General features: G+C 37.2%; 21 protein-coding genes. 16 read left to right on the forward strand and 5 right to left on the reverse strand.

Features of this window, described 5'->3' with window-relative positions:
* The first annotated feature begins 1 nt into the window (after position 1).
* The 5 genes from U8521_RS07290 (at position 2) to U8521_RS07310 (ending at position 5,682) form a co-directional block, all read left to right on the forward strand.
* Positions 2-286, forward strand: a complete 285-nt coding sequence (locus U8521_RS07290; RefSeq protein WP_334352333.1) for a Veg family protein — start codon at positions 2-4, stop codon at positions 284-286.
* 768 nt (positions 287-1,054) lie between these two features.
* A complete protein-coding gene (gene purR, locus U8521_RS07295) occupies positions 1,055-1,897 on the forward strand; it encodes a pur operon repressor (RefSeq protein ID WP_135372301.1) in 843 nt (280 codons plus the stop codon).
* Between the two features lie 74 nt (positions 1,898-1,971).
* Positions 1,972-3,360: a bifunctional UDP-N-acetylglucosamine diphosphorylase/glucosamine-1-phosphate N-acetyltransferase GlmU gene (gene glmU, locus U8521_RS07300; RefSeq protein ID WP_334352334.1), complete on the forward strand. Its 1,389-nt coding sequence runs from the start codon at positions 1,972-1,974 to the stop codon at positions 3,358-3,360.
* A 14-nt stretch (positions 3,361-3,374) separates the two neighbouring features.
* The gene (locus U8521_RS07305) at positions 3,375-4,352 is read left to right on the forward strand and encodes a ribose-phosphate diphosphokinase (protein WP_334331766.1); all 978 of its coding nucleotides are present in this window, start codon (positions 3,375-3,377) and stop codon (positions 4,350-4,352) included.
* A gap of 298 nt (positions 4,353-4,650) precedes the next feature.
* Positions 4,651-5,682: a hypothetical protein gene (locus U8521_RS07310; RefSeq protein ID WP_334331765.1), complete on the forward strand. Its 1,032-nt coding sequence runs from the start codon at positions 4,651-4,653 to the stop codon at positions 5,680-5,682.
* Between the two features lie 62 nt (positions 5,683-5,744).
* Here U8521_RS07310 and mscL read toward each other — a convergent pair whose 3' ends face one another.
* The 4 genes from mscL to U8521_RS07330 all read right to left on the reverse strand — a co-directional run bounded on the left by mscL (position 5,745) and on the right by U8521_RS07330 (position 10,290).
* Positions 5,745-6,155: a large conductance mechanosensitive channel protein MscL gene (gene mscL, locus U8521_RS07315; protein ID WP_135372293.1), complete on the reverse strand. Its 411-nt coding sequence runs from the start codon at positions 6,153-6,155 to the stop codon at positions 5,745-5,747.
* Positions 6,156-6,334: 179 nt separating this feature from the next.
* On the reverse strand, positions 6,335-8,026 hold the full coding sequence (locus tag U8521_RS07320; RefSeq protein WP_334352335.1) for a glycerol-3-phosphate dehydrogenase/oxidase: 1,692 nt from the start codon (positions 8,024-8,026) through the stop codon (positions 6,335-6,337).
* 114 nt (positions 8,027-8,140) lie between these two features.
* Positions 8,141-9,481 carry an HD domain-containing protein gene (locus U8521_RS07325; RefSeq protein WP_334352336.1) on the reverse strand — a complete coding sequence of 447 codons (1,341 nt, stop codon included), beginning with the start codon at positions 9,479-9,481 and terminating at the stop codon, positions 8,141-8,143.
* A complete protein-coding gene (locus tag U8521_RS07330) occupies positions 9,478-10,290 on the reverse strand; it encodes a lipoate--protein ligase family protein (RefSeq protein ID WP_334352337.1) in 813 nt (270 codons plus the stop codon). The genes U8521_RS07325 and U8521_RS07330 overlap by 4 nt, the downstream gene beginning before the upstream one ends.
* A 55-nt stretch (positions 10,291-10,345) precedes the next feature.
* Here U8521_RS07330 and U8521_RS07335 point away from each other — a divergent pair, with 55 nt between their 5' ends.
* From U8521_RS07335 to U8521_RS07365, 7 genes are all read left to right on the forward strand, one after another.
* The gene (locus U8521_RS07335; RefSeq protein ID WP_334352339.1) at positions 10,346-10,786 is read left to right on the forward strand and encodes a YwiB family protein; all 441 of its coding nucleotides are present in this window, start codon (positions 10,346-10,348) and stop codon (positions 10,784-10,786) included.
* 46 nt (positions 10,787-10,832) lie between these two features.
* Entirely contained in the window at positions 10,833-11,471 is a 639-nt protein-coding gene (gene rpoE / locus U8521_RS07340) for a DNA-directed RNA polymerase subunit delta (protein WP_334352340.1), read from the forward strand.
* Positions 11,472-11,633: 162 nt separating this feature from the next.
* On the forward strand, positions 11,634-13,247 hold the full coding sequence (pyrG, locus tag U8521_RS07345; protein ID WP_334331759.1) for a CTP synthase: 1,614 nt from the start codon (positions 11,634-11,636) through the stop codon (positions 13,245-13,247).
* A gap of 33 nt (positions 13,248-13,280) precedes the next feature.
* The gene (murA, locus tag U8521_RS07350) at positions 13,281-14,555 is read left to right on the forward strand and encodes a UDP-N-acetylglucosamine 1-carboxyvinyltransferase (RefSeq protein WP_334352341.1); all 1,275 of its coding nucleotides are present in this window, start codon (positions 13,281-13,283) and stop codon (positions 14,553-14,555) included.
* 236 nt (positions 14,556-14,791) lie between these two features.
* On the forward strand, positions 14,792-16,288 hold the full coding sequence (abc-f, locus tag U8521_RS07355; RefSeq protein WP_334352342.1) for a ribosomal protection-like ABC-F family protein: 1,497 nt from the start codon (positions 14,792-14,794) through the stop codon (positions 16,286-16,288).
* A 110-nt stretch (positions 16,289-16,398) separates the two neighbouring features.
* On the forward strand, positions 16,399-17,847 hold the full coding sequence (abc-f, locus tag U8521_RS07360; protein WP_334352343.1) for a ribosomal protection-like ABC-F family protein: 1,449 nt from the start codon (positions 16,399-16,401) through the stop codon (positions 17,845-17,847).
* Between the two features lie 101 nt (positions 17,848-17,948).
* The gene (locus tag U8521_RS07365) at positions 17,949-18,197 is read left to right on the forward strand and encodes a type B 50S ribosomal protein L31 (RefSeq protein ID WP_334331756.1); all 249 of its coding nucleotides are present in this window, start codon (positions 17,949-17,951) and stop codon (positions 18,195-18,197) included.
* A gap of 879 nt (positions 18,198-19,076) precedes the next feature.
* On the opposite strand, the gene U8521_RS07370 is transcribed toward U8521_RS07365, so the two are convergent.
* A complete protein-coding gene (locus U8521_RS07370) occupies positions 19,077-20,303 on the reverse strand; it encodes a multidrug efflux MFS transporter (RefSeq protein ID WP_334331755.1) in 1,227 nt (408 codons plus the stop codon).
* Positions 20,304-20,392: 89 nt separating this feature from the next.
* Here U8521_RS07370 and U8521_RS07375 point away from each other — a divergent pair, with 89 nt between their 5' ends.
* The 4 genes from U8521_RS07375 (at position 20,393) to alr (ending at position 25,788) form a co-directional block, all read left to right on the forward strand.
* On the forward strand, positions 20,393-21,754 hold the full coding sequence (locus U8521_RS07375; RefSeq protein WP_334352344.1) for a UDP-N-acetylmuramoyl-tripeptide--D-alanyl-D-alanine ligase: 1,362 nt from the start codon (positions 20,393-20,395) through the stop codon (positions 21,752-21,754).
* Between the two features lie 83 nt (positions 21,755-21,837).
* On the forward strand, positions 21,838-23,355 hold the full coding sequence (gene cshA / locus U8521_RS07380) for a degradosome RNA helicase CshA (RefSeq protein ID WP_334331753.1): 1,518 nt from the start codon (positions 21,838-21,840) through the stop codon (positions 23,353-23,355).
* A gap of 958 nt (positions 23,356-24,313) precedes the next feature.
* Positions 24,314-24,673: a holo-ACP synthase gene (acpS, locus tag U8521_RS07385; protein WP_334331752.1), complete on the forward strand. Its 360-nt coding sequence runs from the start codon at positions 24,314-24,316 to the stop codon at positions 24,671-24,673.
* Positions 24,674-24,675: 2 nt separating this feature from the next.
* Positions 24,676-25,788: an alanine racemase gene (gene alr, locus U8521_RS07390; RefSeq protein WP_334331751.1), complete on the forward strand. Its 1,113-nt coding sequence runs from the start codon at positions 24,676-24,678 to the stop codon at positions 25,786-25,788.
* The last annotated feature ends 125 nt before the right edge of the window (positions 25,789-25,913 follow it).

Below are 25,913 nucleotides of genomic sequence, written 5' to 3' on the forward strand. Positions count from 1 at the left end.
AATGCCAACATCATTGAAGACAATCAAGAGTCGTTTAGATTCACACTTAGGTGAGAATTTAACAATTGTCGCACAAGCAGGTCGTAAGAAAGTAATCCGCCGTCGCGGAACTTTGTCAGAAACGTTTCATTCAGTATTTGTTGTAGATTTGGATCAAAATGAAAACTCTTTTGAAAGAGTTTCATACAGTTATGCTGATCTATTAACAAAATCAATTGATATTCACTTTGATAGTGAAGAACCAGCTGAAGAATCAGAAATGGATTCAGAAGCAGAAGCCGAATAATAAGAACTCGTTAGTGGGTAATAACCCAACTTTAAGAAAACAAGCTCTACAAAATAAACCTAAGGCAATCGTATTTTGATTACCTTGGGTTTATTTTTTGGCGTTTTGGTGTTTTGGTGAAGTATGCCGTCCTCCGCAACAAAGCTGATTGGGCTGGAACGCCCTGGGCACGACTTGAAGCTTTTTCAAACCCGGAAAAATCTTCAAGCTCGGCCTTATTCTAAGCAATAAATTGCTAAGAATAATTTCCATCAGCTTTGTTGCTCCGGTGCTGAATAACGGATCTATGTTTTGATTATTTTCCATTTTTTTTAGAAATTGATGTTCTATTGGGATTAACCTATGTTCTTATTTTTATGGAAATGGAATTCTAATTGGTGTCACGCTATTTTTGAAAATGGTTCTTGAAGGATTGGAATAGAATTTCTGTTCTTAAAAAAATTCCTCAATTAATTATGAAGGACAAAGATCCAAACTGGATTCAGAATAGAACGTGATATGCAAACCCTATAAGTTATTACCTCAATAAAAAATAGAATTGTTCTATAGTCTGGAGCACAAAACCTGTGTCGGCAGCGTTTCAGTCCATCACAGGTTTTGTGCGGAAGACGGTAATTAACCACTATCGAAAATAAGTAATAAATCAAAAAAACTTGTTTCACGTTTATAAAGTTAGTAGAATGATACTGTTTACATTCAAAAAAATATGAATTGTTCATTGTTTTGCTTTATAATCTTGTAGAGAGATACGTTTTAGGAGAAAAAAAGATGAAAACACGAAGAAGCGAACGTTTAATTGATATGACTCGCTATTTACTCGAACGACCACATACGCTAATTTCATTGGCGTTTTTCGCTGACCGTTACGAATCAGCTAAGTCATCGATATCTGAGGATTTAGGAATTTTAAGAAGAACCTTTATGATTCGAGGTATTGGAGTTTTAGAAACATTGCCAGGTGCTGGCGGTGGGGTGATTTTTACACCGGGAATTTCTAAAAAAGAAGCGACTGAATTTGTGGAGGAAACTTCAAAGAAGTTAGTTGAACCAAATCGGATTTTGCCAGGAGGTTACTTATATTTAACTGATTTATTGGCTGATCCAGAATTGCTAAGAAATGTCGGTCGAATGATTGCTACACAATATTCGCAAAGTTCAATCGATGTTGTCATGACAGTGGCTACTAAGGGGATTCCAATTGCCCAAAGTGTTGCTAATTTCTTGAACATTCCATTTGTAATCGTCCGTCGTGATTCTAAAATCACTGAAGGTTCAACAATTAGTGTCAACTATGCATCAGGGTCAAGTGACCGGGTAGAAAAAATGGAACTTTCCAAACGTAGTTTGAAGGAAGGCTCCCGCGTTTTAGTAGTTGATGATTTTATGAAGGGCGGCGGTACGATCAATGGTTTGCGTAGTTTGATCTCAGAATTCAACGCAATCTTTGTTGGTGCTACAGTCTTTGCTGAAAATATTAATATCAACAGTCAATTTGGTGATTCAGATGTTACTTCAATCTTTAAAGTAACTAAAATTGATACTAAAAATCGAATTTTAAACGTTGAACCAGGAAATTATTTGACAAATACTGATTTTAGTTATTTTGAATAAATTCTTGATTGAGCAGTTATGTATAATAATGCTATTATATATAAGGATATTTGAATGACTGAAGGGAGTTTCTGATGTCGAATCGTTATGTAATAATTCTTGCAGCCGGAAAAGGCACAAGAATGAAATCGAGACTATACAAGGTATTACATCCTGTTGCAGGTAGAGCTATGGTTGACCATGTTTTGACTCAAGTTGAAAAAATTGAACCCGACTTGATTGAAACAATTATCGGTAATGGTGCTGATAAGGTTAGAGATCTACTTGGTGATAGAACGAAGTATGCTTTACAAGAAGAACAACTAGGAACAGCTAATGCTGTGATGCAAGCTGAAAAAGATTTGGGAAATAAAGAGGGAATCACGCTAATCGTAAATGGTGATACACCACTTTTCACTGCTGAAACTTTTGAAAATTTGCTTGATTATCACGAAAAGCAAGAAGCTGCTGTTACAATTTTGACAGCCCACGCTGACAATCCATTTGGTTACGGTCGTATCGTCCGTGATAATGGTGGCAACGTCGAAAAAATTGTTGAACAAAAAGATGCTTCAAGAAGTGAGCAAGAAATTCAAGAGATTAATACTGGTGTTCTCTGCTTTGACAACAAGTTGCTCTTTGAAAACTTGCACAAGGTTAACAATGACAATGCTCAAGGTGAATACTATTTACCAGACGTGATTTCTCTTTTGAAGGAACAAGGTAAAAAAGTTGCTGCTTATGAGATGGCTGATCTCAGTGAATCACTTGGTGTCAATGACCGTGTTGCTTTGTCACAAGCTGAGAAGATTATGCAAAGAAGAATCAATGAAAGTCATATGCGTGATGGTGTCACAATCGTTGACCCAGATAATACATACATTGATATTGATGTTGAGATTGGTAACGATACTGTTATCGAACCTAATGTTAAGATCTTTGGCAAGACGACAATTGGTTCAGAATGTGTAATCGGTTCAGGCTCAAGAATTTCTGATTCTGAGATTCAAGACAATGTTGAAGTTATTAGTTCAACAATTGAAAGTGCCATTATGCACAAGGGCAGCAACATTGGCCCTAATTCACACTTGCGTCCTAAGGCAGAAATTGGCCGTGATGTTCATATCGGTAATTTCTGTGAAGTTAAGAATGCCAAGATTGGTGATAGAACTAAAGTAGGTCATTTGACATACGTTGGTGATGCAACGCTTGGAACTGACATTAACGTTGGTTGCGGAGTTGTCTTCGTTAACTATGATGGTGTTAAGAAGTGGCACAGTACCATTGGTGACCATTCATTCATTGGTAGCAATTCAAATATTATTGCACCAGTAGAAATGGCTGACCACTCGTTTATTGCAGCGGGTTCAACTATTACAAAAGATATTCCAAAGCATGCGATGGCTATTGCGCGTCAAAGACAAACAAACAAAGAAGATTTTTGGGATAGATTACCACTATCAAAAAGTGAAGAATGGAAATAAGGGTGAATAATTAAATGTCATTTGAAAATAATGAACGACGTATGAAAATTTTTGCATTGAACTCAAACAAGCCATTGGCAGAAAAAATTGCTAAGACTGTTGGAGTACCACTTGGAAAGTCATCAGTTACACGTTTCAGTGATGGTGAAATCCAAATCAATATTGAAGAAAGTATTCGTGGAGCAGAAGTCTTCTTAATTCAATCAACTTCAGCACCAGTTAACGACAACTTGATGGAACTTTTGATCATGGTTGATGCACTTAGACGTGCTTCAGCTAGTGTGATCAACGTTGTGATTCCTTATTATGGTTACGCTAGACAAGACCGTAAGTCTCGTTCACGTGAACCTATCACAGCTAAACTAGTTGCTAACATGTTGCAACGTGCTGGTGTTGATCGTGTGCTTGCACTTGATCTTCATGCTGCACAAATCCAAGGATTCTTTGATATCCCAGTTGACCATTTGATGGGTGCTCCATTATTGGCTGACTATTTCCTAACAAATCATCTTGAAGAAGATGCCGTAGTTGTTTCACCTGACCACGGTGGTGTTACTCGTGCTAGAAAGTTAGCTGAATTTTTGAAGACACCAATTGCTATTATCGATAAGAGAAGACCTCGTGCCAATGTTGCCGAAGTTATGAACATTATTGGTAATGTTAAAGGCAAGCGTGCCATCATCATCGATGATATGATCGATACAGCTGGTACAATTTCACTTGCATCACAAGCTTTGATCGATGCTGGTGCAACTGAAGTTTACGCATGTTGTACACACCCAATTCTTTCAGGCCCTGCTATCGAGAGAATTGAAGCCTCACCAATTAAGACATTGGTTGTAACAGATTCAATCAATCTCCCTAAAGAAAAAGTTATCGACAAGATGGTTCAAGTTTCAGTTGGACCACTTATCGGTGAAGCAATCAAACGTATTTACGACAATGAACCAGTTAGTCCATTGTTTGACACACGTTTCAAGAGCAAGAACTAGAAAGAGAGTGGAACAAGCCGGTTAGGTTCAGACAGATAGCCTAATTTCACGAATTGCACGCCGGTTTTGCGTGTGATTTGGGAAATGTAGCTATATGGCTGAACCTGGCTTGTGTAACTCGTTTAAGTTAGAGAGTGAAACAAGCCTGGCTTGGGTAACTCATTTTAGAAATGTTATAAAAAGAGTCACTTTGTAAAAAGTGGCTCTTTTTTGCTGCTGTTTTTGATTTAAAGGCCTATAAGTTCGTGATATTATGAGCAATAGAAAGGGCCGATTAAGACCAGTGGGAGTGATATTTATGAAACAATACAAAATTATCGTTTGGGGCTTAGGAAACGTTGGTAGAGCAGCCATCAGAATGATTCAAGAAAAAGAATCTCTGAAATTAGTTGGTGCTGTTGATGTTGATCCTAAGAAAATTGGTAAAGATGCCGGTGAGATTTTTGATTTTCCAAAGACTGGTATCACTGTAACTGATAATATTGATTCAGCTTTAAAGCTGGATGCTGATGTAGTTTTAGATTACACACCTTTGGTAAGAGATGAAAAAGGCGGCTTTACTCCAAGTGCAGAAGATATTTGTAAAGTTTTAAAGGCAAAGAAGAATGTAATTACAACCTTGCCAATATATTATTCACAAGCAACGACTCCAGATTTGTATAAAATGATCAACGATACAGCCAAGGAAAATGGTGTTTCGTATTTGCCAACGGGATTATTACCGGGAGCATACGCTTCATATATTCCGACTGTTTTGGCAGGTTTAATGGGTCGAGTTGATAAAATTACGGTTCAGTCCGGAGAAGACGATCAACACAACTATTCTAGCTGGGTCAAAGTTTTCGGTTATGGCATGGATCCTGAGAAATTTCCTCAAGATAAATTAAAGTTAGGAATCGCCTCATACTATATCTCAGGAGTTTACGAGATGGGTGATCGCTTAGGCTTCAAGTTTGATGATATGCAGATTGAGCATACGTGCTATACCGCTCAGGAAGATTTGCATCCAATTTTTGGTACGGTCAAAAAAGGTACCATTGCGGGACACAAATTTGTTATGAGTGGCATGGTCAATGGTGAGGCCAAAGTCAGTTTGATTTATGTACATAAGATTTGTGATGATGTTAATAAGACCCCAGCCATTGACAATAAGATCCATATTGAAGGTATGCCGAAATCACTCGACATAAGTATCAATGGGATGATGCCACTAGACGAAAGTTACGTAACAAGTGCTGCGCCAAGTGTTAATGTAATTCCAATGGTAGTCGATGGTCAGAGCGGATTTTTACAAGCTTTGGATTTGAAAGTTGTTACGCCACTGAAATAAAGCAAAATAAAAACAGAGATTTATTTTATGACGAAAGTCTTAATAAATCTCTGTTTTTTTAGTTAATAACGATTGTTGTTGTTATGTCTTTGTTGATATCTTAGTAAATCACGGATTTGTTGTAAGTATTCAGTTTGTGGATCAGGTATTTCCTCACCATTTTGGTCAAACTTACTACGAGAGCCATCACGACGCATGCGGTTCATCATTTTAACGATTAAGAACACGACGAACATGATGATTAGGAAATTGATTATGGCATTGATTAGGTCACCGATTAAAAAGGTTGCGCCTAATACTTGAAACTTCATGTCAGACAAGTCAATTTGCCCAATGATGAGTCCAATTAGCGGATTCAAAAGATAGGTGGTGATTGCTGATACTAAACTATTAAAAGCCGCACCAACGATAACACCGACAGCTAAGTCAACAACAGTACCACGGGAAATGAACTCTTGAAATTCCTTTAACATTCGACTGATCTCCTTCATTGATTTTTACAAGTACAAACTTCACTTTACTATATTTTGAAAAAAATGAAAGAGTAATTTTATTTTTATGATTTTTAAGGATGCCGTCCTCCATAGCAAAGCCGATTTTGGCTGGAACGTGGTGGGCCAACACCAACACTACTTAAATAAAGAGAAATACACTAATTCTTTTTATATTCAGCATACTTCTTCTTAATAGCACTCAAATCAGTCAAAGCTAATTTTTGATTGACTTCATCAGTCATTGCTTCCTTAGTGGCGTCATCCCATTGATAGAACTTTGCCATATACTCGATTACATTTGTTTTAATTGATTTCATGTGTTTCAAATCAAATAACATTTGGCTGCTGCGACGTAAGAGAAAATCGATTGGATGCTCGACCATTTCATTTTGTAAGCCATACTCTAACATGGCCCAATCGACTCTTGGTAGGCGTGCTTTGGTATGTGTCTCGGGTAATAATTTGTAAATACTTTCGACGTTTGAACCATAACGTTGAACTAATTTCTCAGCATCTTCACGGTCCAAATCAAAATTGACGATTCCTTCATGAACTTCTTTGTCGAAGAAATTCATCCAGTTTTCACTGCCGCCAACATCACCACCGCCAAGGGTTAAATCTCTTGTCTGAGCAGGTTGGAAATCATAATTGCTTTCAACGCTCAGTTGCTGTGCGACGCGGTCGACAATTTTTTCAGCCATTTTACGATAGCCAGTTAACTTACCACCAGCAATGGAAAGTAGGCCACTGTCTGATTGGAAAATTTCATCTTTTCGAGAGATTTCAGAGGGACTTTTACCTTCTTCTTGAATCAAAGGTCTGACTCCACTCCAGCCGGTTTCAACATCGTCAGGTGTTAAGTACTCTGGTAAATCAAACATTTGATTTGCGGCGGCTAAAATATACGTTACATCGGTAGCTGTAATTGAAGGCTCTTTAGGGTCGTCAGTCCAAGTCGTGTCAGTTGTTCCGATATAAGTCTTGCCTTCACGAGGAATAGCGAACATCATTCTGCCATCGTGGAAAGGAGTATCAAAGTATACAGAATTAGAGATTGGAAACTTTTCGTGATCAATAACTAAATGAACGCCTTTGGTTAAGTGTAGGTGTTTGCCTTTGTCAGAGTCATCCATCTTTCTAATTTCATCGACCCAGGGACCTGCGGCGTTGATAACTTTTTTAGCATGAATTTCACCAATATTACCAGTGATTTGATCTTCAAAAGTAACGCCGACTACTTTGCCAGATTCATATAATAAACCAGTTACTTTGACATAGTTAGCAATTTGAGCTCCCAAGTCGTTAGCTTTTTTCAAAACTTCTAGAGTTAACCGAGCATCATCAGTTCGATATTCGACATAAACTCCAGAACCTTTGAGATTTTCCGATTTCAAATAAGGTTCGCGTTCAATCGTGTCACGAGCGTTTAACATGTATTTTCTTTCGGAGTATTTAACTTCAGCCAAACGGTCATAGACATCCAAACCAATTGCAGTGGTGAAAGGTCCGAAAGTTCCACCTTCGTAAAATGGCAACATCATTTTGACAGGGGTAGTGATTTGAGGAGCGTTGTTATAAACAATTGCACGTTCACTACCAACTTCGTGAACTTCTTTAATTGCAGCCTGTTTTAAGTATCTCAAACCTCCATGAACTAACTTGGTTGAACGGCTAGAAGTACCAGAAGCAAAATCACGCATTTCAAGTAGTCCAGTCTGAATGTGTCGACTTTGAGCGTCTATTGCTATGCCGCTACCAGTAATACCACCACCAATGACTAGTAAATCCAGTTCTTGATCTTGCATAGCTTGTAGGTTCTTTGTTCTTGTTTGATTTGAAAATTCTTTCATGAAATCCTCCAATCGCTCAAAATTGGTTCATTGAGCTAAATAAGAAATACAATTTTGAATACTTGCTATTACTTATTTTAATAAAATTAATGGCCATTTGAAAGCGCTGCAACTTTAAATAATTTTATCATTGTGAATATGCTGTTGAAATTTGTCGTATTCGTCGCTGAAAATGTCGTCTGAGTGCTTGATCAACATGGATTTGGGGAAATAAAAACGTTCATCCCCAGAAATTTTTCCAGTCAGAGCATTTACTAAACGACTGATAGTAGATAATTCGATCAAAGAACCGTCCGCTTGCATGATCTCAATTTGAGTTTTACTTTTGCTGGAATTAGGATTGTAAACGTCATAAGGTAAGTCGTAACTAGTATTAGTGTCAGTATAATAGCGTTTTTGGAAACCAACACTTTCGACGATATCCGCAATTTCAGGTAGTAGATGCTTTGTTTTGTGGTCGTATTTGGCTGATTTAAAAGGCTTTCTCGATAAGAAACGGTAGGCTAAGTCTTTCAGGATTTCATCGGGATAACTTTGCCAAAGCGTGAAGTAAGTATTGAGAATGCCATCGTCTAGTAACAAATAATCATCGATATTGACTTTTTCTTCAAAGAAAGGAATCAATAAACTTGGCATTTCAAAACCATTCATGTGATTGTGCTCATACAAATCCTTGGCCCGTTGCAAAAGTTTCGTCAAAACGACTTCCATACCACGAGAAACCGGGTGGAAATAAACTTGTTGGTACATTTGGAAACGACTTAAAACGTAGTCTTCAACCGCATGCATTCCGTCATAATCAAAGGCAATGCCACCCTTATAAGGACGCATAACCCGTAAGATCCTCGTTAGGTCAAACATGCCATACTTGGTACCTGTGAAATAAGCGTCACGCAACAAATAATCCATTCGGTCGGCATCGATTTGGCTAGAAATCATTTGTACGACTTGGGGATTAGGATAAGTGTGAGAAATAACACTAGCAACTTTCTCAGGAAAATCATCGGAAACTTGGCGCAAAACGTGATTGATTTCTGTTTCTGGAGATGTAATAATTTTTTGAGTCCACATTTCATGATCAGTGTTAAAGATGTGTTCAAAAGTGTGTGAATAAGGACCATGACCGACATCGTGGAGTAAAGCGGCACACAAAGCAACAATGCGTTCGTTGTCGTCCCAAAGCCCGTCACCAGGCTCTTTAGTTGAATAATTTCTTTGGAAGTTATCGCAGATTTGGCGAGTGATTTCATAGACTCCAATACAGTGTCCAAAGCGAGAATGTTCAGCGCCGTGGAAAGTAAAAGATGAGGTTCCTAGTTGCTTGACTCGACGCAAACGCTGAAATTCTTTAGTATTGATCAAATCAAGAATCACTTTATGTTGAACGTGAATGTAATTATGGATTGGATCACGAAAAACCTTTTCGCGTGGTAGCATTTCAATATTGTAGGTCATGATTTTTCCTCCAATTTTTGGTTTCGTTTTAATAGATCGGTTAAAGTATGATTATAAGCGTCTTGATAAGGCTGCGACTTTTGAATAATAAAAAAAGTTTTTTTATCAAGGTCATATTGTTGAGAAATTACGTCTAAAATTTGTTTTTTAGCTTGGTCAATCGATAATTCTTGATTTAATAAAACATCTAAATTTTCCATCGTATGGATATCGATTTCTGGATAAGCGAAGTTAGTAGCTTTAGGGAAGTTGCTAACTTCATAGAAATCTTTCATTAACTGACTACGTTTTTTTTGATCTCCATTGATGCTAATATAGGCCATGATAGCCACACCATTACCGGCACGACGTTGTGAAATTCCAGCAAATTTTTGGCCATTGATACTGAGGTCATAAGTTCCAGGACAGTATGAAGTGGAAATTTCACCCGTTTTAACTTGAGAGGAAAAAGCTTTCTTGAGGACTGTAAACATTTTTTCGTAAGCATCATCTATCAGAAGATTGTTCTTATCAGGTAAAAAAATGGTGAAATTTAAAATACCACTGTCAGTCACCACGCCTAAACCTCCTGAGTTGCGAAGGTAATAAGCGTAGTCTAAGTCGTTGAATAATTTTAAACCGGCTTGAAGGTTCTTGAGACGATTGTCTTGCATCCCTAAAATAACTGTTGGTGGTGTGACCCAAAAATGAATCACGGGTTGATTAGTGGCAGAGACAAATTTTAAAATGGCTCCGGTATCAGAAAAAGGTACGAGCATATCTTTATTTGAGCTAATTGTTTGGTCGTATAATATAATAGTATTGTTCACTTAATCACTTCTTTTAATTAATTAATATAATTTTATCATGTAGAGGCGGCAAGGATTGGAAAATAATAGTATTGATATAAATGTAAATTTGAGTATCGAAACTTTTCAAGAGGGTAATTTAACACATACAAAAATTGCCGAGCCCGGAAAGTTTACTCAAATTGGAAATTCGATTTATTTACGTTTTAATGAAAGCTTGGAAAATAATGCCACAGCTTCAATCTTGGTTAAAGTTGGTGGCGATGGTGAAATTCATGTCAAGCGTGTTGCTAAAGATACCAAATTATCATCACTCTTGTATTTCACGCATCAAAAGCACAACACCGGTCAATTGGAAACTGAATATGGCGTTTTGCCATTAGATACTTTTACCAAAGATTCTAAAGTTGAAATTGTTAGTAAACCACTTTCTGGTAAAATAAATATTGATTATGACTTGGTTTACGATAATAATGTAATAGGTAATTACAAGTTTAGATTGATTTTTGGCGTATAGGTAGATATGATTATAAGTAAGACGCTGCGAAAGGACGTGTACACGTTTGAAGTTTGATAAATTCAAGGATCAAAATAAAGACGAACTCTCATTGATTGAGGTAGCATACGAGATTCTTAACGAAAACAAGAAGGAAGTTATGAACTTTTCTGATATCGTTAATGAAATGCAAGACTACTTGGGCAAGTCAGATGAAGAGATCAAGGAAGCACTTCCACAATTCTATACTGATTTGAATAATGATGGTAGTTTCCTTTCATTGGGTGAAAATGTTTGGGGACTTCGTAAATGGTATCCATACGATTCTGTTGACGAAGAAGTAAACCACCCTGAAGATAACGGAACAGAAAATGCTCATAAAGCTGCTCAAAAGGTTAATGCCTTCTTGAGTGACGATGATGAAGACGATGACGTTGTTGATTATGATGACGATAGTGATTTAAATGTATCTGATATGGACGATGATGATGACAGTGATGGCTCAGATAATGGTCCTGACTTGTCTAAATTCACTAATTCTGATTTAACATCTGTTGATGGCGATGACGATGATGCCCGTGATGAAGGTTTAGATGACGGTATCGAAGGTCAATTATCTGAATTTGACGCTGATGATGACGATGAGGATATCGATCTCAGTGACGACGATGACGATGATGATGAAGACGACGATGACGAAAATTAATTAAAAAATTGAATTAAAAGTTTGACGACTCGAACATATCACGGTATTATATAGTTCGGGCTCTATTAGATAGACAACTTTAAGTTCCCTGTTCATGCTGAATAGGGGACTTTTTTATTTTTGTGAGTAAGAAATCCCTAGAATTAATATGTGGAGGAAGTTATGACTAAATACATTTTTATTACAGGTGGAGTAGTTTCATCATTAGGTAAGGGAATCGTTGCCGCATCCCTTGGTAGATTATTAAAGAACCGCGGCCTAAAAGTTACAATGCAAAAATTCGATCCATATATCAATGTGGATCCTGGAACAATGAGTCCATACCAACACGGTGAAGTTTTTGTTACTAACGATGGTACAGAAACTGACCTTGACCTTGGACATTATGAAAGATTCATCGATAACGATTTGAACAAGTATTCAAACGTTACAACAGGTAAGATTTATTCCGAAGTAATTCGTCGCGAACGTCGTGGTGATTATAACGGTGCAACTGTTCAAGTAATTCCACATATTACAGATATGATCAAACAAAAGATCATGCGTGCAGCTACAACAACTGATTCAGACGTTATCATTACTGAAGTTGGTGGTACTGTTGGTGATATCGAATCACAACCATTCTTAGAAGCATTACGTCAAATGAAAGCAGAAGTTGGTTCTGAAAACGTAGTTTACATTCACACTTCATTAGTTCCTTATTTAAAGGCAGCCGGTGAAATGAAGACTAAACCTACACAACACAGTGTTAAAGAATTACGTGGAATTGGTATTCAACCTAACATCTTAGTAGTTAGAACAGAACTTCCAATGCCACAAAGTATGAAAGACAAGATTGCATCATTCTGTGACGTTGATCCTGAAGCAGTTATCGAATCACGCGATGCTAAGTCATTGTACGATGTGCCTTTGAACCTTCAAGCACAACACTTTGATGACATCGTTTGTCGTTACTTACATCTAAATACACCAGAAGCTGATATGTCAGATTGGCATAAGTTGGTTGATCGTGTAAACAACTTACAACATAAGACAAAGATCACTTTAGTTGGTAAATATACTAAGTTACAAGATGCTTATATTTCTGTTACCGAAGCTCTTCGTTCAGCAGGTTACGCATACAATACTGAAATCGAAATCGAAAAGATCTCAGCTGACTTGATCAATGACGACAACGTTGCTGATTACTTGAAAGATTCAGACGGAATCCTTGTTCCTGGTGGATTTGGAAGTCGTGGACTTGAGGGTATGATTGCTGCTATCAAGTATGCTCGTGAAAATGACGTTCCATACCTTGGACTATGTTTAGGTATGCAAATGGCAAGTATCGAATTTGCTAGAGACGTTGCTGGTATCAAGGATGCTACAACTGGTGAAATTGATGAAAATGCTCCACACAAGATCATTGATATCATGGCAGACAAAAAGGATATCGAAGATCGTGGAGGTACTTTACGTTTGGGTGCATATCCATGTAAACTAAAACCAGGTACAAAAACAGCCGCTGCTTACGGTAATCAATCAGTTATTCAAGAAAGACATCGTCACAGATATGAATTTAACAATGAATATCGTAAACAATTTGAAGACCTTGGTTTAGTATTCTCAGGTGTTTCACCAGATAATCACTTGGTTGAAGTTATTGAAATCCCTGAAAACAAGTTCTTCATTGCCGCTCAATACCATCCAGAATTCTTATCAAGACCAACTAAGCCAGAAGGCTTGTTCAAAGGCTTTATCGGTGCAGCTTCAGGACTTGACGAAGATAACATGTAGTCTGTTTAGTTAAATATAGTTAGGAAAAAGCTTATGCAAAAACTTGTAATCAACGGTGGAAAGAAATTATCAGGTGAAGTAACAATTGGCGGGGCTAAGAACAGTACCGTAGCCTTGATTCCAGCTGCTATTTTGTCTGAGACACCAGTAGTGTTAGATTCGGTACCACAAATTAGAGATGTAAAAAATTTGTGTTCAATTTTAAAAGATATGAACGTTACTTCTGAAATGAATAATGATGTATTAAAAATTGATCCAACAAAAATCCAATTTGCTGAATTACCTAGTGGAAAAGTTAGTAGTTTAAGAGCTTCGTATTACTTTATGGGGGCAATGCTAGGTCGTTTTGGCAAGGCTGTCGTTGGTTTTCCGGGTGGGGATGACATTGGTCCACGTCCAATTGATCAACACATCAAAGGATTTGAAGCACTTGGTGCACACGTTGAGAACAGACACGGGCAAATCATTATCACAACTCCTGAAGAAGGTCTTAAAGGAGCCAAGATTTTCTTAGATATGGTTTCAGTTGGAGCAACGATCAACGTTATTCTGGCAGCTGTAAAAGCTAAGGGAACAACGATTATTGAAAATGCTGCTAAAGAACCAGAAATCATTGACTTAGCAACATTCTTAAATAACATGGGTGCTGTTATTCGTGGAGTCGGAACGGAAACTATTCGTATTGAAGGTGTTGATACGCTTCGTTCCAACAATGCTCATACAATTATTCCTGATCGAATTGAAGCAGGAACGTATTTAAGTTTGGCTGCTGCTAATGGCGGCGATATTTTAGTTAAAAATATTATTAGTGAACATTTGGATGCCTTTTTAGCTAAATTGGATGAAATGGGCGTTAATCTAGAAGTTGGCGAAGATAGTATTTACGTTAAACCATCACCACATTTGAAAGCAGTTAACATCAAAACGATGCCATATCCAGGTTTTGCTACTGATTTGCAACAACCTATTACACCGTTGTTGATGAAAGCTAGTGGTGAGGCAATGATTATCGATACGATTTATCCTAAACGAGTAAAACACATCGCCCAATTAACTAAAATGGGTGCCAATATTACTAGTGAAAACGACCTGATTTTTGTACATGGTGGAACACACTTAAAAGGTGCCAATGTTTCTGCTGAAGAAATCAGAGCTGGAGCTTGCTTGATGATTGCCGGACTTCTAGCTGATGGACAGACCGTTATCGATCATGCAGAAAACATTCTGCGTGGTTATGATCAAGTTGTTTGGAAATTGCACTGTTTAAATGCCGATGTTAAGCTAATTGGCAAAGATGATTTAGTTTAGTCTTGACTTTCTGAATTTAAGTTGGTAATTTATAAGTAATTTAATACGAGAAAGGAAGTGCGCCGTTGAGAAATTAAGTTAGAGTTTTAAATTATACAAATATAGAAATATATGGTGTGTAGTTTAGCTCGGCTTAAATTCTCAACAGTGCTTCCTGTAAAAAGGGAGGACGCTGTTTAGCGTTCTTTTTTTGTGCGCTTAAGTCGACTAACTGACACCTTGTGAGGTGTTGTTTTATGGGAACAATTCAAATAGAAAATGTAAGTTTCAAATATGATCAAATGATGGACAATCTCTTCAATTCCCTGAATTTGAAAATCGATGAGAGCTGGAAACTTGGTTTAATTGGTCGAAATGGCCGCGGCAAGACAACCTTGTTGAAAATGTTGTTAGGTCAGTTGAAATACAGTGGACAAATAATTTCCAACCTGAATTTTTATTATTATCCACAGACCGTTGTGAACAAAGATTTATTGACCGTCGATGTGGTAAAAGAAATCACGCAATTAGAAGACTATGAACTTTGGAGAATAGAAGTCGAATTAGGCAAGTTAAAAGTCGACCAAAGCGTTCTAAAACAGCAGTTTTCAACCCTAAGTCCTGGGGAACGGACCAAAGTCTTATTGGCGATTCTCTTCATTGATGAATCAGGCTTTCAACTGATCGACGAACCAACTAATCACTTAGATATTGAGGGACGTCAAATTGTTGCCGATTATTTAAAGAGTAAAAAAGGTTTTATTGTCATTTCTCACGATAAAAGTTTCTTGAATCCAGTCATCGACCACGTTATTTCTATAGATCGAAATGACATTTCAGTCTACAAAGGAAACTTTGACACTTGGCAAACGCAATGGGAACGACAAAATCAACATGAAGCGGATGAAAAAGAGCAATTACAAAAAGACATCAATCGTTTGCATGAGATGGCTGTTAAACGTGAAAACTGGTCACGTCAAACTGAAGCACATAAGAACCGTAAACAGTATCATGAAAAAGTCCATCTCGATAAAGGTTTTATCGGAACCAAAGCGGCCAAGATGATGAAAAAAGCTAAGACGGCTGAGAATCGAGTTAATTCTGCAATCGACGAAAAAAAGGCACTATTAAAAAATATCGAGATTGAAGCACCACTAGAATTAAATTACGAAAAAAGAAATCATCCTGACGTGTTTGTTCAAGTGGAAAATTTAATTTTAAAACATGATGAAATAAAAACTCCCAAAGTGAGTTTTAAAGTTAAACGAGATCAAGTGGTTGCGCTGACTGGACCAAATGGGATTGGTAAGACGACCATTTTTAGACAAATCCTCGGTTTACCACAACCTTTTACACAGACAGGCAGTATTAACGTGGCAAATAATTTAAAAATTTCTTATTTGCGACAAGACAACGAATTAAAAGGAACCATCCGTCAGTTGGCGGAACAAAAACAAATTGAACCTGAATTAGTTTTTTCAAATCTGCGAAAATTAGGCTTTGAGCGCTATCTCTTCGAACAGCCAATTGAACAGATGAGCCAAGGACAAAGACGTAAAGTTGCCTTAGCAGTCAGTCTTTCAGAAGAAGCCAATCTCTATTTCTGGGACGAGCCGTTGAATTATTTAGACGTCATCACTCGTCAACAGATTATCGAGGCAATAAAAAAACAACACCCAACGATGTTGTTGATCGACCATGATCAGGACTTGATTGATTCAGTTTCTAGTAAAAGGATTGAACTACATAAATAATTATGTGGAAACGAAAGGGGATTTTAAAGTTGAGAAAAAAATTCTTTAATTCATCATATAAATTTATGTAGTCCAAGTAAATTCTTGACTACATCGGGGGTATTTTTCTTGTGGGAACAATACAAATAAAAGATGTTAGTTTTAGATATGATCAAATGGCAACAGATCTTTTCAGCAAAATTAATTTGAAAATAGACGAGTCGTGGAAATTGGGTCTGATAGGTCGTAACGGCCGAGGTAAGACAACCTTGTTAAAGATGATAATGGGGCAATTAGATTTTTCAGGTGAAATAATTTCTAACCTGAACTTTTATTATTATCCACAGACGGTTGTTGATAAGAATGTGCTAACTATTGAAATTGTTAGGAATTTAGCACATTTAGAAGATTACGATCTTTGGAAAATTGAAATTGAATTAGAAAAGTTGCAACTGAATGCCGATATTTTGCAACGAAAATTTTCTAATTTAAGTCCTGGTGAACAAACTAAAGTGTTATTGGCTATTCTGTTTCTCGATGAATCAGGTTTTCAATTGCTTGATGAACCGACGAACCATTTAGATATTGAAGGTCGAAAAACAGTGGCCAAATACTTAAAGGGTAAAAAAGGATTTATAGTTATAAGCCATGATAAAAGTTTTTTAAATCCAGTGATCAATCACGTAATATCAATTGATCGAAACGAAATTTCGGTTTATAAAGGAAATTTTGATATTTGGCAGCAGCAAAAAAATTATCAGGATGAACGAGAGTTATCTCAAAAGAGACAGTTGCAAAAAGATATTAATCGTTTAAAAGTTACGGCGAATGAACGAAGAAATTGGGCATTGGAATCGGAGGTTAATCCTGATAGTACTGCTAGAAAGATGATGAAGAAGGCCCAACATGTTCTGAAACGAATTGACAAATCAGTAAGTGAGAAGCAGTCTTTATTGAAGAATATTGAAATTGAAGATCCATTAAAATTTAATTATCAAGAATTAAAGTATCCTAAGGTTTTTCTGCAAGTAATTGATTTATCTTTAGAAAAAGGTGAAATAATTGTTCCTAAAGTCAATTTTAAAATAGAAGTGAATCAAGTCGTTTCACTTATAGGACCCAATGGAATTGGAAAAAGTTCAATTGTCAAAAATATCTTAGGATTGTCTCATTTTTTTGAACAGAGTGGAGATGTCCAATTAGCCAAAGGCTTAAAAATTTCTTATTTGCGACAAGACAATGAATTGCAAGGAACCATCCGTCAGTTGGCGGAACAAAAACAAATTGAACCCGAATTAGTTTTTTCAAATCTGCGAAAATTAGGCTTCGAACGCTATCTCTTTGAACAACCAATTGAACAGATGAGCCAAGGACAAAGACGTAAAGTCGCCTTAGCGGTCAGCCTTTCAGAAGAAGCCAATCTCTATTTCTGGGACGAGCCGTTGAATTATTTAGACGTCATCACTCGTCAACAGATCATTGAGGCAATAAAAAAGCAACATCCAACGATGTTGTTGATCGACCATGATCAGGACCTGATTGATTCAGTTTCTAGCCTGAAAGTCAACTTGCATTATTAGAAATGGTATTGAATAATTAACAAACTCATGATATTATTAAACACTGTTAGTAATTTAATCTATATTTCCGTAATGGACTTATGGCAAAGGAGCGACATAGAATGAAACAAGGAATTCACCCAGATTACCATGAAGTTGTTTTTATGGACTCATCAACAGGTAAGAAGTTCTTAGCTGGTTCAACAGTTCAATCAAAAGAAACAACAGAATTTGAAGGTAAAGAATACCCATTGATTCGTGTTGAAATTTCATCAGACTCACATCCTTTCTACACTGGTAAACAAAAGTTTGCTCAAGCAGATGGACGTATCGATCGTTTCAACAAAAAATATGGTTTGCAAAACAAGTAAAAAAATTCAGTCATCCATTGGATGGCTCTTTTTTTTGCTTTATTTTTTGGTGAAGTATGCCGCTCCTCCGCAACAAAGCTGATTGGGCCGGAACGCCCTGGGCACTATTTTGAGCTTTTGCACAGTTCGCAAAATCTCAAAACTAGGCCTTATTCTAAGCGCTGAAGCGCTAAGAATAATTTCAGGGCTGAGCCCATCAGCTTTGTTGCTCCGGTGCTGAATATTGGATCTATGAATTAGGTAATTTCCGTTCTTATAGAAATAGATATTCTATTGGAATTAACCTATGTTCTTATTTTTATGGAATTGGATTGTTGATTTTGTGTCACGCTATGTTTGAAAACGTGTCTTTGAGGACGAATCAAATCAGCCTTGTTATTCCGGACTAAATAACGGAGTTATTAATTATTTGCTTTTCATTTATTGAAAGAATAGTAATTCTATTCAGATTAATGTTTTTGTATTGTACCCCCTTATTTAAAATTGGGATAAAAACGGCAAAAGAAAGAGGATCTTACTTATTATTGCAGCAATTTACTGCAGTTTTAGTAAGATCCTCAATTATTTTTCTATTAAATCAATTAAAATATTGAAATCTAATAACGTATTCAGACTAAAAATAATTTCCCATTAATCTTGAATAGAACTTATATCCAATTCAGAATCCATTGAAATAACGCATAGATCCGCACTCTAGTCTGGAGCAACAGCTCTGGGAAATTCAGCTGCGAAATTCTTGTTAATGCTTTAGCATTTACAAGAAGACCAATCTTGGAGACAATTCCCGCTTTTGGAATTGGCTTCAAGTTGCGTCCACCGCGTTCCAGCGTTTCCCAGAGCTGTTGCGGAAGACGGCATCTAACCACTAACCATCATATCTTATAATTTTTTCTTTCGTGAATGTAAATGCGTGAATACCCAAATGAAATTGATCAACGCCAATCCACTTGTACTGATGAAAACAGCTGAATAACTCAACGCACTGGTAATGTACGAGCCAAGCAGTGGCCCGCAGACGTTACCGACTGATTGGAAGGACTGGTTGTAACCAAAAATTCGACCAGTGTACTTAGAATCAGTGTACTTCGCTAAAATAGTTTGCACTTGCGGAACTAGACAGGCATCAGAAATACCGACTAAGAAACGCAAGATAGCTAGCTGCCAAACGTTAGTAACAAACGCCTGAGGAATATAAACCAAAATGGCAAAAATTAATCCGCCGACTAAAATCTTTCCCGTACCAATTTTATCGCCCAAAGCCCCAAATCTTGGAGCGGCAATAATATTTGCGATACCAGGCATCGCAGCAATCACCCCGGCAACTAAAGTGACTTGACTCGAATTGTGCATCAGCTGTTTGACGTACAAACTGATGATCGGGTTGATTGAGTTGTTAGAAGTTTGAATAATCATAGTTGTAACAAACATTGCTAAAATTAAATTGGGATTTTTCAACTTGTGGAAAATTTCTTTGGTTGATTCTTCCTGTCCCTTAGGAATAGGCTTGAAGTTTTCTTTGATGAAAATTGTGACCAAAATAAAAGCAATGAAAAGTAGTGAACCGGTTATCATGAATGGAATTCGATAACCAAAATATTGTGCGATAACCCCGCCGACCAGTGGTCCTAATAATGTTCCGGAAATTACGCCGGTATTCAAGGTACCCAAGGCTTTTCCACTTTCAGATCTGGGAGCTGTTGAGGCAATTAAAGTATTAGCATTACTAACGAATCCTGAGAAAACACCTTGCAGGAGTCGTAAGACAACTAATTGCCAAGGAGCAGTTACGAAGGCCTGTAGGAAAATAACAATCGCCATACCTAGTGAAGCTCGAATCAGCATTAACTTCCGACCTTTTCGATCAGCAATCTTCCCCCAAATTGGCGAGATAATTGCCATGACTAAGAAGGTCGATGAAAAAGCAATCCCGTTCCAGATCACCAGTTGACTTTTTGTGAAATTACCTAACTGGTTAATGTATAATGGCATAAAAGGTGTTATCATACTAAAGCCAATACCTGATACGAAGGTACTAAACCAAAGAACTATCAGATTTTTTCTCCAATAATTATTCGGTTCGGGAGTATCACTTGTACTAGATGTCATATACATCAAATCCTTTCTAAGTATTTAAGTATACTCTTTTTTAGATGTACTTTTAAAAAATAATTTTTCAAAATTAAGGAAGTTTATTTATGAAGATGAAGTTAAGGGAAGTTTATTCCGCATTAAAAATTCAAAACGAAAACGTGGCTGACGTTGAAATCACAGGGGTTTGTTTCGACAGTCGTAAAGCTAAGAGTGGTGATTTATTTTTCCCACTAAAGGGTGAACGTGATGGACATGAATTTATCAATAGTGCGATTGAAAATGGAGTCAGTGCAACTATCTGGCAAAGTGATCACGAAATTCCTAATGACAAAATACCTTATGTAGTAGTAGAAAATGTTTCAGAGGCCTTTGAAACTTTAGCTAAATATTATTTGCAAAAAGTCAATCCAAAAGTTGTTGCTGTGACGGGAAGTAACGGTAAAACAACTACTAAAGATATGATTGCAAAGATTTTGAGTACAAGCAATAATGTTGCCAAAACACCACAAAACTTCAATAATGAAATCGGTGTGCCATACACAATTTTGAATATGCCAACTAATACCGAGGTACTAGTTGTTGAAATGGGAATGGACCGTTTTGGTCAAATCGATCACTTAAGTAACATCGCCCATCCCGATATTTCCGTCATTACCATGATTGGCGAAGCGCACATCGAATTCTTTGGTACTAGAGACAAGATTGCTGACGCCAAAATGGAAATTACCAATCACTTGAATGAAGACGGAGCTTTCGTCTATAACGGTGATGAACCATTGTTGTTAGAGCGTGCGAAGAAAGTAAATCAACGTCAGATGACATTTGGCAATCACGCAACTAATGACCTGTATGCTACCGAAATCACGCCAGGTAAGACAACGACTCATTTCAGAGTCAATCTCTGGCCGGAACTTGATTTTGAGATCCCAATGATGGGTGAATACAACGTCAGTAACGCTCTAGCCGCCATGGAAGTTGGTCGGCTCTCACACATTAAGCCTGCAGCAATGCAACAAGCTTTAAGTGAACTATTTGTGACTGCCAATCGGACCGAATGGCTCAAAGCTAAAAATGGAGCTGATATTTTAAGTGATGTCTACAATTCCAACCCAACTGCTGCAATTGAAGTTTTGAACAGTTTGAAAGACATCAAGACTGGTCGCAAACTAATTGTTTTAGGTGATATGTTGGAATTAGGCGATGCTTCTAGAAGACTCCACGAATCATTAGCCGACTCAATTGATCCAGAAAACTTCAGTAAAGTATATTTGATTGGTGATTATATGAAGTTTTTGCAAGCCAAGTTGAGTGACAAGTATGATTCAACTAATTTGTTTTGGTACGAAAAAGACCAACTTAGTGAATTGACAGCAGATTTAAAGAAAGAATTACAACCAAATGACACCATTTTATTAAAAGCAAGTCATGGAATTCACTTAGAAAACGTTTTACATGAACTAATTTAGTCGTGTCAATTGAGATTGTTCATGAAACATGGTAGAGTAGGTAGATTGTTATTTTATCGTGTTTTAAAAAATGGAGGACATTTGTGAAATTTAAAGAATTAGATTTAGATCCCAGATTACTGAGCGCTATCAATGAAGCCGGTTTCGAAGAAACAACACCCATCCAAGCTCAAACTATTCCACTAGTTATGACTGGAGCCGACGTAATTGGTCAAGCTCAAACTGGTACAGGAAAGACGGCAGCCTTTGGTTTACCAATTTTAAATGCCGTTGATACTCAATCAAGCAACATTCAAGCATTGATTATCTCACCAACTAGAGAATTAGCTATTCAAACACAAGAAGAACTTTACCGCTTAGGTAGTGACAAGAAGGTTAAGGTTCAAAGTGTTTATGGTGGATCAGATATTAGAAGACAGATCCGTGCCTTGAAGAATCACCCTCAAATCGTGGTTGGTACTCCCGGAAGAATGCTTGACCACATTAACCGTCACACCTTAAAACTTGGCAACGTTAAGACAGTTGTACTTGACGAAGCTGATGAAATGTTAGATATGGGATTCGTTGAAGACATCGAAAGTATCCTTTCTAACGTACCGAATGAACATCAAACATTGCTCTTCTCTGCTACAATGCCAAAGCCAATCATGAAGATTGCTGACAAATTCATGACAGATCCTAAAGTTGTTAAGATTAAGTCAAAAGAATTAACTGCTGACAAGATCGAACAATACTTTGTTAAAGCAAAAGATTTTGAAAAGTTTGACCTAATGACAAAACTCTTCGACGTTCAAGCACCAGAACTTGCTTTGATCTTTGGTAGAACAAAACGTCGTGTTGATGAATTAACACGTGGTTTAAAGGCTCGTGGTTACAACGCTGAAGGTATCCACGGTGATTTATCTCAAGACAAGCGTACTAGCGTATTGCGTAAATTCAAAGCTGGTAAACTTGATTTTCTAGTTGCTACTGACGTGGCAGCCCGTGGATTGGATATTTCAGGTGTATCACACGTTTATAACTATGATATTCCTCAAGATCCTGATTCATACGTTCACCGTATTGGACGTACAGGACGTGCTGGACATTCTGGTGTGTCAGTAACTTTCGTTACACCAAACGAAATGGGTTACTTACGTACAATCGAAAACTTAACGAAGAAACGTATGGAACCACTTGCTCCACCAACTGATAAAGAAGTTCTTAAAGGACAATTAGAATCAGTTAAGCAAGATATCAAAGATACTTTGGAACATGACAAACACTTGGATCGTTTCGATTCAGCTGTAAAAGAATTGTTAGCAGAGTATTCACCAGAAGATATTGCACGTATTTTCCTAAGTGAATCAATTAAGGACGCTCAAACTGTTCCAGTTAAGATTGCTCCTGAAAGACCACTTCCATCACGTAAAGTTAGTCATTCAAGATCTGGTCATGGCCGTCGCGGTAAGTACAATCACCGTGGTGGCGATAACCATCGTCGAAGAAGAAATGATCGTCGTGATAATCATGGTGAAAAACGAGATGGCAAGAGACGCGAACACGACAATAAACGTAATGGTCGCAGTAAGAAGTCATTCAAGATCAGAACAAATCTATAATATAAACTATAATTATTGAAAATATAATAATTATTATTGAGGCAAGGTAAATCAGTTTACTTTGCCTTTTTTGTTACAGTAAAATAACTAGAGATAGGCTTTTTGTTTGTGGTGTGGAGTAGTTCTGTAGTTTGGGTGGTGTTGGATTGCCGTCTTCCGCTCGGCTTTGTGGACGCTGGAACGCTGTGGGTACAACTTGAAGCCAATTTTTAAGCCCGAAAATTGTCTCCAAGATTGGCCTTCTACGTAAGCGCTAAAGCGCTAAGTAGAATTTCACGGCTGAGCATCCACAAAGCTGTCGCTACAGACTGGATAACATTACTAATGTTGTATCTCAGTAAATTCCAAATTGGAGATAGTGGGAATGATTTTCTATTTTTTTGGTTATGGGCTCATTCTTTTATTTGTGTGGATCTGAAGTATCAAACAAAATTAGGTGTTAAATTTGTAAAGTTGAACTTCAGTTGAGATGATGGTTCTTTTGTTATCTTGCAATAAATTCAGAATTTGAATAGTGAGATGGTGTTTCCTTACTTTGACTAGTGGTTGATTAATATATATATAAAGGAATGCCATAAAAGCCAAAAAAGTATTCGCCAATCGAAATAGAGAATACTATTTCTAAAAGAATGGAAAGCAAATAATTTATAGATCCGTTATTCAGCCCGGAATAGCAAAGCCGATTTGGCTCAGATGTGAAATTATTCTTAGCGCTTTAGCGCTTAGAATAAGGCCAAGCTTTGAGATTTTGCGCACTTTGCAAAAGCTCAAAGTTGTGCCCACATCGTTCCAGCCAAAATCGGCTTTGCTATGGAGGGCGGCATACTAAACCTCCCCAAAAAACCACCAAATTCTATATTTTTTATAAATCAGACTGCAAAAAATTGAAAACTGTGCTTTACTTCAGTTGTAGTCTTTTCAATTTATTGTTTTGAAAAAATTATTCTGAGAGGTAGATATGATTAAAGGAATAGGTATTGATATTGCTGAAATCAGTAGAGTAGAACAAATTTACGATCGTCATCCGCGCTTTTTGGAGAAAATTCTCAATGAAGATGAAATTGAAGTTTTCAATAATCTGCGAACTCCTAAAGCCAAAATGACTTATTTGACCGGTCGATTTTCTGTAAAAGAAGCCTTTACTAAGGCCATGGGCACCGGTTTGGTTGGAATCGGTTTTCATGATTTGAGCGTTTTGAACCATGAATCCGGACAACCATACATTAAAACAGAGCTCTTTAAAGGTAATATTCACGTATCAATTTCTGATACAGATGAACTAGTAATAACAGAAGTTATTCTAGAGGAGGAAAATTAAACATGTTACCATCAATCCATCGTCCAGCATATGTGGAAGTAAATCTAACTAACTTAAAACAAAATTTGCAAAATGAATTAAATGCCGTACCTAAAGGGACAAAAGTCTTTGCGGTGGTAAAGGCTAATGCTTACGGTCACGGATTGGTAAAAGTGGCTAAATCAGAAATTGAGTTTGGCGCTGCTGGACTTTGTGTTGCAACTTTAGATGAAGGCCTAGAAATTCGAAATAGTGGCGTTAGCGCACCAATTCTAGTTTTGGGTATAGTTCCCGTCGAATATGCTAAAGTGGCCGCACGAGCCGATATTTCGTTAACTGTGGGCAATTTAGATTGGCTAGAGGTCGCTGTAAAGTTACATGTAACCAATTTGAAAGTTCACTTAGGAATTGATAGTGGAATGGGTCGAATTGGTTTTCAAGAAAAAGCTGATTTGGTTGAAGCTTGCAATTTTTTGAATGACCATCGGGATGCCTTTATTCCAGAAGGTTTATTCACACATTTTGCTACAGCCGATAGTCCTGATGAAAAATACTTTGAAAAGCAAGTTCAAGATTTCAAGGAAATGACTAGTGACTTACCTACCAAATTTACTTATGTTCATTGTGCAAATTCGGCAACAGCTCTTTGGCATCAAGATCTGGCTGTCAATATGGTTAGATATGGCTTAGCTCTGTACGGATTGAACCCATCGGGAACTGATATTACAAAATTACCATTTAAGTTAGAACCCGCATTGAGCCTTTATTCAGAATTAGTTTTCGTGAAAAAAATCAAAGCTGGCCAAAGTGTTGGTTACGGTGCAACGTATACTGCTAAAGAAGATGAATGGATCGGTACGATTCCAATCGGTTACGAAGATGGTTGGTTAAGAAGAATGCAAGGCTGCGACGTCTTGATCAATGGCGTCCGTTGCCAAAGCGTCGGTCGAGTTTGCATGGATCAATTTATGGTTCGTTTGCCAAAAGAATTACCAGTTGGCACCAAAGTAACTTTGATTGGTAAAGATGGCGACGAGGAAATCACCGCAACTGATGCGGCTAAGTATGCTGATACCATTAGTTATGAAATTCTTTGCTGCTTGAGTGAAAGATTACCAAGAGTTTATAAATACTAAAAAATCACAATATAAAAAATGACTCAAAAAGTCCGTCACGCTTAGAGACGGGCTTTTTTTGATAACTTGAGATTATTTTTTATGCATGATATGATATATTATATTGATAAAAAAATCACAAATCA

Source organism: Companilactobacillus miaonis (assembly GCF_036913615.1).
Taxonomy (GTDB): Bacteria; Bacillota; Bacilli; order Lactobacillales; family Lactobacillaceae; genus Companilactobacillus.